At 66.9% G+C, this 12,376-nt stretch carries 14 protein-coding genes; 6 read left to right on the top strand and 8 right to left on the bottom strand.

The annotated features are described in order from the left end of the window. Positions 1–50: 50 nt before the first annotated feature. From VOI27_RS05390 to VOI27_RS05370, 5 genes are all read right to left on the bottom strand, one after another. Positions 51–896: a DUF533 domain-containing protein gene (locus VOI27_RS05390; protein WP_323764280.1), complete on the bottom strand. Its 846-nt coding sequence runs from the start codon at positions 894–896 to the stop codon at positions 51–53. Positions 897–975: 79 nt separating this feature from the next. After that, positions 976–1,923 (bottom strand): CorA family divalent cation transporter, encoded by a 948-nt coding sequence (locus VOI27_RS05385; protein ID WP_323764279.1) that lies wholly within the window; start codon positions 1,921–1,923, stop codon positions 976–978. Continuing rightward, a complete protein-coding gene (locus VOI27_RS05380) occupies positions 1,923–3,170 on the bottom strand; it encodes a sodium:proton antiporter (RefSeq protein ID WP_323764278.1) in 1,248 nt (415 codons plus the stop codon). Before VOI27_RS05380 ends, VOI27_RS05385 begins: the two co-directional genes overlap by 1 nt. 45 nt (positions 3,171–3,215) lie before the next feature. Beyond that, a complete protein-coding gene (locus VOI27_RS05375) occupies positions 3,216–3,665 on the bottom strand; it encodes a GNAT family N-acetyltransferase (RefSeq protein ID WP_323764277.1) in 450 nt (149 codons plus the stop codon). After that, positions 3,662–4,603, bottom strand: coding sequence for a nucleoside hydrolase (locus VOI27_RS05370; RefSeq protein ID WP_323764276.1), 942 nt, complete (start codon positions 4,601–4,603; stop codon positions 3,662–3,664). Before VOI27_RS05370 ends, VOI27_RS05375 begins: the two co-directional genes overlap by 4 nt. Positions 4,604–4,724: 121 nt before the next feature. Between VOI27_RS05370 and VOI27_RS05365 the strand changes: the two genes are divergently transcribed. Then, positions 4,725–5,585, top strand: a complete 861-nt coding sequence (locus VOI27_RS05365; protein WP_323764275.1) for a hypothetical protein — start codon at positions 4,725–4,727, stop codon at positions 5,583–5,585. Between the two features lie 3 nt (positions 5,586–5,588). Here VOI27_RS05365 and mazG read toward each other — a convergent pair whose 3' ends face one another. After that, entirely contained in the window at positions 5,589–6,413 is an 825-nt protein-coding gene (gene mazG / locus VOI27_RS05360) for a nucleoside triphosphate pyrophosphohydrolase (protein WP_323764274.1), read from the bottom strand. Positions 6,414–6,501: 88 nt separating this feature from the next. Between mazG and speB the strand changes: the two genes are divergently transcribed. Together speB and VOI27_RS05350 are read left to right on the top strand one after the other, a co-directional pair. Next, the gene (gene speB / locus VOI27_RS05355) at positions 6,502–7,473 is read left to right on the top strand and encodes an agmatinase (protein WP_323764273.1); all 972 of its coding nucleotides are present in this window, start codon (positions 6,502–6,504) and stop codon (positions 7,471–7,473) included. A 4-nt stretch (positions 7,474–7,477) separates the two neighbouring features. Next, on the top strand, positions 7,478–7,894 hold the full coding sequence (locus VOI27_RS05350; protein ID WP_323764272.1) for a DUF1499 domain-containing protein: 417 nt from the start codon (positions 7,478–7,480) through the stop codon (positions 7,892–7,894). Here VOI27_RS05350 and VOI27_RS05345 read toward each other — a convergent pair. Beyond that, on the bottom strand, positions 7,841–8,131 hold the full coding sequence (locus VOI27_RS05345; protein WP_323764271.1) for a hypothetical protein: 291 nt from the start codon (positions 8,129–8,131) through the stop codon (positions 7,841–7,843). The genes VOI27_RS05350 and VOI27_RS05345 overlap by 54 nt on opposite strands. Positions 8,132–8,190: 59 nt before the next feature. On the opposite strand from VOI27_RS05345, the gene prfA reads away from it, so the two are divergent. From prfA to VOI27_RS05330, 3 genes are all read left to right on the top strand, one after another. Beyond that, positions 8,191–9,243 carry a peptide chain release factor 1 gene (gene prfA / locus VOI27_RS05340; protein WP_323764270.1) on the top strand — a complete coding sequence of 351 codons (1,053 nt, stop codon included), beginning with the start codon at positions 8,191–8,193 and terminating at the stop codon, positions 9,241–9,243. Further along, on the top strand, positions 9,240–10,070 hold the full coding sequence (prmC, locus tag VOI27_RS05335) for a peptide chain release factor N(5)-glutamine methyltransferase (protein ID WP_323764269.1): 831 nt from the start codon (positions 9,240–9,242) through the stop codon (positions 10,068–10,070). The genes prfA and prmC overlap by 4 nt, the downstream gene beginning before the upstream one ends. 246 nt (positions 10,071–10,316) lie before the next feature. Next, on the top strand, positions 10,317–11,096 hold the full coding sequence (locus tag VOI27_RS05330) for a DUF4167 domain-containing protein (RefSeq protein ID WP_323764268.1): 780 nt from the start codon (positions 10,317–10,319) through the stop codon (positions 11,094–11,096). Positions 11,097–11,513: 417 nt separating this feature from the next. On the opposite strand, the gene rsmA is transcribed toward VOI27_RS05330, so the two are convergent. Next, the gene (gene rsmA / locus VOI27_RS05325; RefSeq protein ID WP_323764267.1) at positions 11,514–12,362 is read right to left on the bottom strand and encodes a 16S rRNA (adenine(1518)-N(6)/adenine(1519)-N(6))-dimethyltransferase RsmA; all 849 of its coding nucleotides are present in this window, start codon (positions 12,360–12,362) and stop codon (positions 11,514–11,516) included. Positions 12,363–12,376: the final 14 nt, after the last annotated feature.

The following is a 12,376-nucleotide window of genomic DNA, read 5'->3' as shown; positions in this document are numbered from 1 at the left end:
GGCTTTGGCCCGGCGGCACATGCGCCGGGCCAGAGGGTCACGCCCGAAGCTCAGGCATAGAGCGGCTGCACCCCCATCTGCAGGTGCAGCATGTTCACCGTCTGCTGGTCGAGCCCCAATTCAGAGGCCAGCTCGTCGAGGTATTTCGCCTCGGCCGCGGTATCCACCCGGATCGACATCAGCGACATCGAATAGACCTGCATCTTCTGCGCCTCCGGCGTGTCGGCGGCCAGCGCCTTGGGATCGACCTTGGCCGCGAGCTGTTTCTTGACGAAGGCCTGGCTCTCGGCGTCGGCATCCTCGCCCACGGTCTCGAGGATGCGGGCCTTTTCCTCGGCGTCGATGCCGCCGTCGGATTTCGCCGCCTGGATCATCGCCCGCAGCATCAGCCCGGCGGCCTCCTCGGCCTCTGGCGTGCCGGGTCCTTCCGGCACCTGGTCGAGCATGGCGCTGACGCCCTTGCCCTGAGCCGCCGCGGCACCACCGGCCATCGACAGCAGCGCCGCCAGCCCGGCGCCGCCGGCGCCCGACAGCAGACCGCCACCCTTGGCGCCGGTGGATTCGGTCTTGCTGCCCATCAGGTTGCCCATCATCTCCTGCAGGTTCATCCCCGCGCCGCCGCCGGCGCCCATCATCTTGGAGAACATGTCCTGCGCCTGCCCCATGCTCTGGGCACCGCTCTCGCGCATCTGCGCCATCATCCCGCGCATCTGCTCCATGCCCGGCACCTGGCCCATCGCCTCGGCGGAGGGGTTCTGGCTGGCCTTGGCCTCACCGGGGGGCAGTTGCGCACCGCCCAACATGCCGCCGAGCCCCTGGTTGCGGCTCATGTGATCCACGCCGCGCGCCGCGGCATAGCCGAGCGCGACCTTGGCCAAAGTGCCCATCAATCCCATGTCGTATCCTCCCGTTGAAATGGATTGCGCCCACTCTGGCAGGTTTTTCCGCGCAAGTAAGGGGGGAATCGGGCAAAGCCTAGATCAGCCGCAGGAGCCGCAGAATCAGCAGCACGAGGATGACCGAACCGGCCATGCTGAAACAGACGATGGCAAAGCCCAGCGGCGTGTCATCGAAGGGCAGGCCACCGACATTCATCCCGAAAAGTCCGGTGACGAACCCCAGTGGCAGAAAGATCGCCGCCACCACCGAAAGGCCATAGCCATTGCGCGACAGCTGGTCGGCCTTCTGGGCATATTGGTGATCGGCCAGCGCATCGAGCCGCTGGTGCACCGCGTCAAGCTCCTCGAGCGCGCGCTGCGCCCGGTTGGCGCTCTCGCGGATCTCGTCCTGCGGCAGCACCATCGCGTCGACCGGCCGGCTCTCGAGCCGCCGCAGGGTCTCGCTCTGTGGCCGCAGGTAGCGCAGCAGGCGGATCGAGGCACGGCGCAGCTCGGGCAGGGGGGCCAGCACATCCGGCGGGCAGTCGGGATCAAGGATCGCCTCTTCCAGCGCGTCGACCTGATCGTCGAGCCTGAGCGAGACCTGTTCGATCCGGTCGACCAGCCGCTCGGTCAGCTCGGCCACCAGCTCGCCCGGGCCGCCGGGCAGGCAGCGACCGCCGTCGAGCTCGCCCTGCAGGTCGCGCACCGCAAAGATCGGCCGGTGGCGCAGCGTGACAACCAGCGAGGCACTGGCACAGAGCCTGAGCGAGACCATGTCATCGGCCGACTGGCCGGGGTTGAAATTGGCCCCCCGCAGGATCAGGATCATCGCCTCGCCGAGCGCCAGGTAGCGCGGCCGCGTCTCGGGCTGGACCAGCACTTCGGCCGCCTCTTCCGAGACCAGCTGGCCGACGCGGGCCACCGTGCCCGGCGCCGCCAGATCAAAATGCACCCAGCGCCAGTAACCCTCGGCCACCTCACGGTCGAGCGCGCCCTCATGCGCCCGGCCCTCGGCATCGAAATCAAAGACGAACAGCGCCATCAGACGAGATCCGGCTCGCGGCCCAGCCGGTTGGCCAGGCGGGTGACGGTAAGGCCCTGGACGATGATCGAGAAGATCACCACCACATAGGTCGCGGTCAGGATCAGCGGCTTCCATTCGCCCTCGGGCAGCGACAGCGCCAGCGCGACCGAGATGCCGCCCTTGAGCCCGCCCCATGTCATGAGCGGGATCACGTCACGCGGAAAGCTGCGGAACGGGCGCAGCACCAGCACCGGCACCGCCACGGCCACCAGCCGCGCCACCAGCGCCAGCGCGATCGACATCACGCCGATCACCAGATCGCTGACGTCGAAGGCCAGCGCAAAGACTTCGAAGCCGATCATCAGGAACAGCACCGCGTTGAGAATCTCGTCGATCAGCTTCCAGAACGCCTCGACGTAGTTGCGGGTCTCTTCGGTCATGCCGTGCTTGGTGCCGATATCGCCGATCAAGAGCCCGGCGCAGACCGCCATGATCGGCGCCGAGACATGCAGCGCCACCGCCAGTTCATAGCCGCCAAAGGCCAGCCCGAGGGTCAGCAGCACCTCGAGCGAGTAATCGTCGATCCGCCGCATCAGCCGGAAGGTCAGCCAGCCCAGCACGATCCCCAGCACCGCGCCGCCAAGCGCCTCCTGCACGAAAAGCAGCGCCGCCGCCTGCAGCCCGCCGCCATGCGCGTCGCCGGCGGGAAAGGCCAGCCCGACCAGCACCAGAAAGACCACGTAGCCGACGCCGTCGTTGAACAGCGACTCGCCGGCGATCTTGGTCTCGAGTTCCTTGCGCAGGTTGGCCTCTCGCAGCACGCCGAGCACCGCCACCGGATCGGTGGGCGAGATCAGCGCGCCAAAGACCAGCGCCACCAGCAGCGGCATGCCGGTCATCCAGAAAAAGCCGAAGCCCGCGATCAACGTCGACAGGCCAACCCCCAGCGTCGCAATCAGGAAGACCAGCCGCCATTGCTCGCGCAGGTCCGAGAGCTTGACATGCAGCGCTCCGGCAAAGAGCAACAGCCCCAGCATCCCCTCGAGCAGCGCGTCGGAGAATTCCAGCCCCTGCACCGTGGCGCGCACCGTGTCGGCCAGCCCCAGCGCCGGCAGCACGAGGTCGAGCGCCATGATCCCGAACGAGGCGAGCAGCGCCACCACCAGAATGCCGATCGCCGCCGGCAGCTTGAGCACCAGGTAGTTGATCGCGCCAAAAAGCCCGGCAAGGACGATCAGCAGCGATGTGATCTGCAGGAAATTCATGATGTTATCCGCATGAAGGAGAGGGCCGTCCGGCCCAGCATGGCCTCACAACTTCAGCGACATCAATGAATATCCGCCGCGCAGCTGAAAATGCGCCTTGCGATAGAGCCGCTGCGCCGAGGCGTCCTCGCGATTGACCTCGAGATGCAGCGCCTTCAGCCCGGCATCGCGCAGCGCCCGCGGCAGCGAATAGAGCACATCGGTCGCCATGCCGCGGCCACGCACGGCGGGGCGGATGTAGAGTTCGTCGACGAAGCCGTCCATGCCGCCGAATTCCAGCGACCAGCCGAAGCTGAGGATGATATAGCCCACCGGCGCCTTCTGCGGCCCGATCAGGTAGACCGCACCATGCGGCGAGCCCTCGAGCAGCGGCGCGACAGCGGCGCGGCGCCAGTCGTCGTCGGTCTTGATGCCGGTCTCGACCGAAAAGGCGGTGGTCAGCGGCATCAGCCGCTCAAGGTCGTCGGGACCGGCGAGGTGCAACCTTGTGCTCATAACCGGGCCAGCCTTTCCGTTAGCAGATCAAAGAACCCATCGGCGTCGACATCGCCGATGAAGAGCGCATTGGCCTTGCGGTCGGTGACGCCCCACCAGTCGGCCACGGTCATCCCGAGAGTCAATTCAGAGCCGGTCTCGATCTCGACATTGATCCGCCGGCCCGAGAACAACTCTGGCCTCAGCAGCCAGCCAATCACGCAAGGGTCATGCAGCGGCGCGCCATCGGAGCCGTATTTCTCCTTGTCGAACCGCTCGAAAAAATCGGTCATCTCGGCCACCGCGCGGCCTACCGGTGTGCCAAGTGCGCGAAAGCCGTCGTTGCGCGCCTTGGTGACCAGCGCCTTATGCGTCACGTCAAGTGGCATCACAGTGATCGGCGCGCCTGATTTAAACACGATATCAGCAGCTTCCGGGTCGACGTAAATGTTGAACTCGGCCGCCGGGGTGATGTTGCCGACCTCGAAATAGGCGCCGCCCATCAGCACGATCTCCTGCACCCGGCCGGCAATTTCGGGCGCGCGATCAAAGGCAGTGGCGATATTTGTCAGCGGTCCCAGCGGGCAGAGCATCACCGTGCCTGCGGGCTCGGCGCGCAGGGTCTCGATGATGAAATCGACCGCGTGCTGCTCTTGCAGAGGCATTTCGGGGTCCGGCAGAACCGGACCGTCGAGCCCGGTCTTGCCATGCACGTGCTCGGCGGTCACCAGCGGCCGCGTCAGCGGCGCGTCGCAGCCGGCGAACACCGGCACGTCCGTCTTGCCGGCCAGCTCGCAGACGATGCGGGCATTTTTCACGGTCAGCGCCAGCGGCACGTTGCCGGCCACGGCGGTGATGCCCAGCACCTCGATCTCCTCGGGGCTGGCCAGGGCGAGAAGGATCGCCACCGCGTCGTCCTGTCCGGGGTCGGTGTCGATGATGATCTTGCGTGCTGTCATGGGACCTCGTTCGGGCCAGGGCTTCGTGGCCGCCAACTTGTCAATCGCAGCCCCGAAAGTCCATAAGCGGTATGCGGCAACCGCCATAAACCCGCAAGGTTTCCCAAACCAGGACCCCGAGATGCCGAAAGAGATCCTGATCCACGCCGGCGCCCATCGCACCGGCACATCGTCATTCCAGCTCTGTCTCGCGGTGAACCGGGTGGCGCTGGATGCCGTGGGTTGCGACGTGGCCTATCCCGGCCGCGAAGGTGCGCCGGGGGGCACCTTGCGGCTGCCGCTCAACAAGGCGGGACATGACGGCGTGCTGCGGCGGCTGCGCCATCACAGCCCTGATCCTTCAAGGGCGCTGCTGCTCTCGGAGGAGAACATTCCCGGACAGATGTTCCCCTTTCTGCGCGGCCAGTTCTATCCCCAGGCCGAGCAGCGCCTGCGGCTTATGGCCAACGCGATCGCCGCCGCCGGCGGGCAGACCCGCCGGGTTCTGCTGCTGCTGCGCAGCTACGACACGCTGTTCGCGAGCGCTTATCGCAAACGGGCCGAGGATCATCCGGTGGGCGATTTCGCCGGGCGGGTGCCGGGGTTTCTCGCCATGGACCGCGGTTGGGTAGAGCTGGTGCAGGCGTTTCGCGACATTCTCGCGCCGCAGGAACTGCTTGTGGCGGATTACGCGCGCCGCGGCCGCAGCTGCGACCTGCTGCGTCGGTTGATGCCGGCGCTCGACGGCCCGCTGGGGGAGCCCACGAACAGCGTGAACCGTTCGGCCACAGACGCTGCGCTGCGCCATCTGCAGGCGCGCTACCACGCCGGTGAAACCCTGCCGCGGGCCGAGTGGCAGCAGGTGATCCGCGATTTCTCCGAGGATGACCGCGATCTCGGGGTCACCCGGTATTCCGAGAGTGAAAAGAGTGTTTTGTCAGGACGTTACAGCGCAGACCTCGAGCGGATTGCCGGCCTCGAAGGGATCACATTGCTGCGCTGAGGCTCATTCCGCCGCCCGGCGCTCATCGGCCTTGGCGGCATCCCAGAGCGCATCCATTTCCTCCAGCGTCGACTCCTCGGCTGTCCGCCCCGATGCGGCAAGAGCGGCCTCTATCGACCTGAAACGCCGGGTGAATTTCGCATTGGCCCGGCGCAGCGCCGCCTCCGGTTCGACGTCGAGATGTCGTGCAAGGTTGGCCATGACGAAGAGCAGATCGCCCATTTCCTCTTCAACCGCGTCCCGGGTCAGCGTGTCGCGCGCCTCGACCAGCTCGTGCGCCTCCTCGGCGATCTTGTCGAGCACCTGCGCGGTCTCGGGCCAGTCGAAGCCGACCCGCGCGGCGCGTTTCTGCAGCTTGAAGGCCCTGAGCAGCGCCGGCAGCCCGACGGCCACGCCCTCGAGCGCGCCTTTCTGCGCCTTGCCGGCGCGCTCGGCGGCCTTGATCGCCTCCCAGTCGCGTGTCTGCTGCTCGGGGCTCTTGTCGCGGCTCTCGTCGCCGAAGACATGCGGATGCCGCGCGACCATCTTGTCGGACATGGTGTTGGCCACGTCGTCAAAGCTGAACAGCCCGGCCTCCTCGGCCATCTGCGCGTGGAACACCGACTGGAACAGCAGGTCGCCCAGCTCGCCCTTGAGCTCGCCCCAGTCCTGCCGCTCGATGGCGTCGGCGACCTCATAGGCCTCTTCGATGGTATAGGGTGCGATGGTGCTGAAATCCTGTTCGATGTCCCAGGGACAGCCCGCCTCCGGATCGCGCAGCCGCCGCATGATTTCCAGCAGCCGCGGCATGCCGCCCTTGGGATCGTGGATCAAAGCGTCGTCAGCCATTGCAGCCCCCGGTCATTTGCGTTTGTCTGCACCCTGTCGCGGGGCGGGCATGAAGTCCAGACCCCGGCCGAGGCGAAAGGATATGTCGATGGCGCTGGAAGACGCAAAAACCAAGGTAGACGAAGCCTTTACGCGGCAAGGCTACACCGGCCTCGGGTTCGAGAACACCTTCGGCGGGGCGACCTCCTTCCTGCGGCGGCGCTACAGCAAGGACCTCTCCGGCGTCGATCTGGCGGTCACCGGCGTGCCTTTCGATCAGGCGGTGACCAACCGCCCCGGCACCCGCTTCGGCCCCCGCGCGATCCGCGAGGCCAGCGCGCTGCAAAGCCCCGACGCGCCCTATGGCTGGGGGTACAATCCCATGGAAGCGCTCAGCATCGTCGATTACGGTGATCTCGCCTTCGACTATGCCAAGGTGGCCGAGTTTCCCGACACGCTGCAACGTCACATTGCCGGCATCCTCGCCCAGGGCGTCGGCACCGTGACGCTAGGCGGCGATCACTTCATCACCCTGCCGATCCTCAAGGCCTATGCGGAAAAGTTCGGGCCCCTGTCGGTGATCCAGTTCGATGCCCATTCCGACACCTGGACCGACGATGATTTCGACCGCATCGACCACGGCACCTTTCTCTACAAGGCAATCAAGCTCGGGATCGTCGATCCGTCGCGATCGGTGCATGTGGGCATCCGCACCGACAACCCCGACCGCCACGGCATGCATCTGATCGACGCCCGCGAGGTGCATGACATCGGCGCGAAACAGGCCGCCGCGCGGGTGCGGGAGATCGTCGGCGACAGCCCGACTTACCTGACCTTCGACATTGACTGCCTCGACCCGGCCTTTGCGCCGGGCACCGGCACCCCGGTCTGGGGCGGGCTGAGCACCGCTCAGGCGGCAGTAGCGCTGCGTGAATTGGCGGGGATCAACATGATCGGCGGTGATATTGTCGAGGTCTCGCCGCCGTTCGACACCACCGGCGCCACCGCCATCGCCGGCGCCCATGTGGCGGTCGAGCTGATCTGCCTCTGGGGCTGGAACCACCTCAAGAAAGGAGTGTAAGTAATTGAAGTTATCTGCGCTTGCTCTTCTTCTGATGGTGTTGTCCGGGCTCGCCTGGGTGCGGTTCGCGCCTCAGGACGCGGCGCGCTGGCATGTCGCCTCGGGGCGCACGGACCTCGGTGACGAGACCGGCGCCAACGCCCATGTGCACCGTGAAAGCGCCGACCGCGCGCGGTTTGCCGCGCTCGATGCCGAGATCCGCGCCACCCCGCGGACGCAGGTGCTGGCCGGATCGCTGGAAGAAGGCCGGATCACCTATGTCACCCGCAGCCGGCTGGTGGGGTTTCCCGACTACACCACCCTCAGCCTGACCGAGACGCCGCAGGGCACGGTCTTGGAAATCTACGGACGGGCGCGATTTGGGCCGTCAGATCTCGGCGTCAACCGCGCCCGGGTCGAAGCTTGGCTGGCGGCCGTGTGACGCGCCCAGACATCCCTGCGCCACCTCGCGCCACATCGGCACGTTGAGCGACATCTGGCACTGCGCCATGAACATCCGCCCGTCGACCTGCAGGCAGATGGTCTGGCCCAGTTCCACGCGCGCGCCGCTGCGGTCGGTGCAATAGCAATCGATGGTGCGCCCGCCCGGGCCGGTGACATCGGCAAGAGCAGGGGCGGCGGCGGCCAGCAGGAGCAAAAGGGTACTTCCTCTCAACATGAGAGCAGTTTATCACGAAACTCTTGCATCTCCCAAATCTTACGAGTTGAAACCACCTGATGATCCCCGAAGACCGCCTGCGCCAGATCGAAGACCGGTTCCAGTACCTGGAAGCCCGGATGAACGCCGGGGCCGAGGCGGGCGACATTGCCGCTCTGGCCAAGGAATACTCCGATCTCAAGCCGGTGGTGGACCAGATCGGCCTGTGGCGGCAGCTGCAGGAGGACATGGCCGAGGCCGAGGCGATGCTGTCCGATCCCGACATGCGCGAACTGGCGGAAGACGAGCTGCCGTTGCTGAAAAAGCGCCTGCCGGAGACCGAACACGCGCTGCAGCTGGCGCTCTTGCCCCGGGATGCGGCCGACAAGCGCCCCGCCATCGTCGAGATCCGTCCCGGCACCGGCGGCGAGGAAGCGGCGCTCTTTGCCGGTGACCTGCTGCGGATGTACCAGCGCTATTCCGAGGCGCGGGGCTGGAGCTTCGAGATCATCGAGGAGAACGCCACAGAGCTTGGCGGCATCAAGGAAGTGGTGGCGCATGTGAAGGGCGAAAACGTCTTTGCCCGGCTGAAGTACGAATCCGGCGTGCACCGGGTCCAACGGGTGCCCACGACCGAGAGTGGCGGGCGCATCCATACCTCGGCCGCCACCGTCGCGGTGCTGCCAGAGGCCGAGGATGTCGATATCCATATCGACGCGGGCGACCTCCGCATCGACACCATGCGCGCCTCCGGTGCAGGCGGCCAGCACGTGAACACCACCGATTCGGCGGTGCGGATCACCCATATTCCCACCGGGCTGGTGGTGACCTCGTCCGAGAAATCCCAACACCGCAACCGCGAGATCGCGATGCAGGTGCTGAAAACCCGGCTCTACGATCTCGAGCGCAGCCGGGTCGACAGCGAGCGCAGCGCCGACCGCAAGAGCCAGGTGGGCTCCGGCGACCGCAGCGAACGCATCCGGACCTACAATTTCCCGCAAGGACGGATGACCGATCACCGCATCAACCTGACGCTCTACAAGCTCGATCAGGTGATGCAGGGCGATCTCGACGAGATCGTCGATGCGCTGACCGCCGATTTCCAGGCAACCCAGCTGGCGGCGATGACATGACCGGCTCGGAATTGCTGGCCCGCGCCACCCACGCGCTCAAGACCGCCGGCATCGACGGCGCCGGCCGTGATGCCCGCAGGCTGTTGGCGCATGCGCTGGGGCAGGCGGCCGGGCGGCTGACGCTGGTGCTGCCGGAACCGGTCGATCCGGAGGTGGCAGCGCGCTTCGAGAGCCTGATCGCCCGCCGGCTGGCGCGCGAGCCGGTGTCGCATCTCACCGGGACGCGGATGTTCTACGGCCGCGAGTTCGAGGTGACGCGGGATGTGCTCGATCCGCGGCCCGAAACCGAGACGCTGATCGAGGCGGCGCTGTCGCAGCCCTTTGAGCGGGTACTCGACCTCGGCACCGGCTCGGGCTGCATCCTGTTGACGCTGTTGGCCGAGAGCCAGGGCGCCTGGGGCCTGGGCGTCGATGTCTCGTCGGCGGCGCTTGACGTGGCGGCGCGCAACCGCGCGGCGCTCGAGCTGTCGGATTGCGCGCTTTTGCGGCAGAGCGACTGGTTCAGTCAGGTCGATGGCAGCTTTGACCTGATCGTTTCCAACCCGCCCTATATCGCCGATCACGAGATGGCGGCGCTGGCCCCCGAGCTCGCCCACGAGCCGCGGCTGGCGCTCACCGACGAGGCCGACGGGCTCTCGGCCTACCGCGCGATCACCGCCAGCGCGGGGCGGTTTCTCGAGCCCGGCGGGCGGCTGCTGGTCGAGATCGGCTGGCAGCAGGCGCTGCCGGTGGCGACCCTGATGGACGAGGGCGGGCTGTCTGACGTTGTGGTGATCCATGATCTCGACGGGCGCGACCGTGCCGTTAGCGCTCGCAAAAACCACTGAAGACCGACAGGAATCGGTGCAAATCTGCCGCTTTTGGCCCTTTCGGTCGGGATCTGCGGCATTTACCCCCTTGTAAGGATGTCTCTGTCATGGTTAGTGCTTGGGTGTCGTCGCAGATGGGTCGCGCTTTGCGCCCCGCGAGACACTCGCCGCACAAGAGCATGATTGCCGAATGCATCGCGCCACAAGCACCGCGTTTGGCACACCGGCTAGAGACTATCCAAAAACGGGCTGGATAACAGTATAATGAGATCATCCAAGTCACGGTCGCGGTCGCGATCGAACCGCAATAAGCCTTCTGGTGGTGGCAACATCATCAACCGGGTCTTCGACAGCTCCGGCCCCGAGGGCAAGGTGCGCGGGACGCCGCAGCAGATCATCGACAAGTACAACCAGCTGGCACGCGATGCCCAGCTGGCCGGTGACCGGGTGGCGACCGAAAACTTCCAGCAGCACGCCGAGCATTACCTGAGGCTCCTGAGCGAGGCTCAGAAGGAACAGGATTCCAAGCGCGAGGAGCAGGAGCGGCAGAACCGCGAACGCCAGGCCCAGCGCGACCGTGAGCGGTCAGAGCGGCAGGAGCGTGAGTCCTCGGGCGGCAACGGCAATGACACTGACACCGGCCAGGGGGGCCAAGGCAACCAGGGGGGCCAAGGAAGCCAGGGCGGCCAGAGCGCCGATCCGGCCGAGGCGCCGCAGCCAGATGTGCTCGAGGTGTCCGACACCAGTTCCGACAGCAACCTGGTCGACACGCCGGAGAGCAAGGTCGAGGAAGAAAAGCCCAAGCGCCCGCGTCGCAAGCCTGCGCGCAAGAAGGCCGACAGTGGCACCTCCGACGAGGGTGGCGAGGCGTCCAAGGACCCAGCTGCCAAGGAAGAGCGCGCCAAACCGGCCCCGGCCAAGCGGACCTCGCGGCGCTCTGCCCCCAAGGAGGCCGCGTCCAAGGATGCCGCGCCTAAGGACAGCGCCGCCAAGGAGACCTCAGAGGCCCCGGCCAAGGATGAGCCGTCGCAAGCCGCCGAGTAAGCTGGCGGGATCGAGATGCAGGAAGAAGGCTGGTCGCGCTTTGCGGCCAGCCTTTTTTCATGCCGCCAGGCGGTTGGCGGGCTTGCAGCAGCCCAGGCACCCGCGGCACCCGTCGCCCCGCGGCTGCCACAAGCCCGTTGGCGCGCGGTCCGGGGGCGTGACGCCTCAATTGGTTGGCCTACAGATGGCTTGCAGGTGACCGCGCCCCGGGCTTGTCCCGGGGCCTCCTGTGACCCGCAGCCGCGGCGGCTGGCGTCGAGGTCCCTGCGCAGGGCCGGCACGCGGGGCCGTGGGCATGACGGCTCGGTCGCTCACTGTGGCGGACCGCTCTTGCGCAGCCGCGCCCCGGAGCGGATCCGGGGCCTCTCGCCGCATCCCGCAACGCAGGCGATAGTCGAGGTCTCCGGTCCGGAAAGCCTACTTCCGCGCCGCCTCGACCTCGCGGGCAAGGGCGCAGAAACCCTCGAGCGGCACCTGTTCGGCGCGTTCGGTCGGCGCGATCCCGGCGGCGTGCAGCAGGTCCTCGACCGCCGGATGCAGCCCCTTCAGGCTCGCCCGCAGCATCTTGCGCCGCTGGTTGAAGCCGCGGGCCACCACCTCCTGCAGGATCTTCGCATCGGCCGGAAAGCGCGGCGCGGGCAGGGCGGTCAGATGCACGACGGCAGACGAGACCTTGGGTGCCGGCGAAAACGCCTCTGGCGGCAGATGCATCACGATCTTCGGATCGGTGCGCCATTGCGACAGGATCGCCAGCCGGCCATAGGTCTTCGATCCCGGTCCGGCGACGATCCGCTGCGCCACCTCGCGCTGGAACATCAGCGTCAGCGAGTGCCAGAACGGCGGCCAGTCGGGCGGCGTCAGCCAGCGCACCAGAAGCTCTGTGCCGACGTTGTAGGGCAGGTTGGCAGCAATGCGGATCGGCGGCATCAGATAGGCCGTCGGGTCGATCTCCAGCGCGTCGCCATTGATCACCTCGAGCTGGCCGGGATAGCGCGCGGCGATCTCGGCCAGCGCCGGCAGGCAGCGGGTGTCCTTCTCGATCGCCAGCACCTTGCGCGCCCCCTCGGCCAGCAGACCGCGGGTCAGACCGCCGGGGCCGGGGCCGACTTCGAGCACGTCGCAGCCCGACAGTTCGCCGGCCAGCCGGGCGATCTTGGCGGTGAGGTTGAGGTCGAGCAGGAAGTTCTGCCCCAGCGCCTTTTTCGCCACCAGCCCGTGATCGGTGATCACGTCACGCAGCGGCGGCAGGTCGTCAATCGTGGCCATCAGGCGGTGTCTCT

Source organism: Marinovum sp. (genome assembly GCF_034669705.1).
Taxonomy (GTDB): domain Bacteria; phylum Pseudomonadota; class Alphaproteobacteria; order Rhodobacterales; family Rhodobacteraceae; genus Marinovum.
The sequence above is the reverse complement of the archived record's forward strand: the minus strand, read 5'-3'. Positions and strand labels throughout refer to the sequence as shown.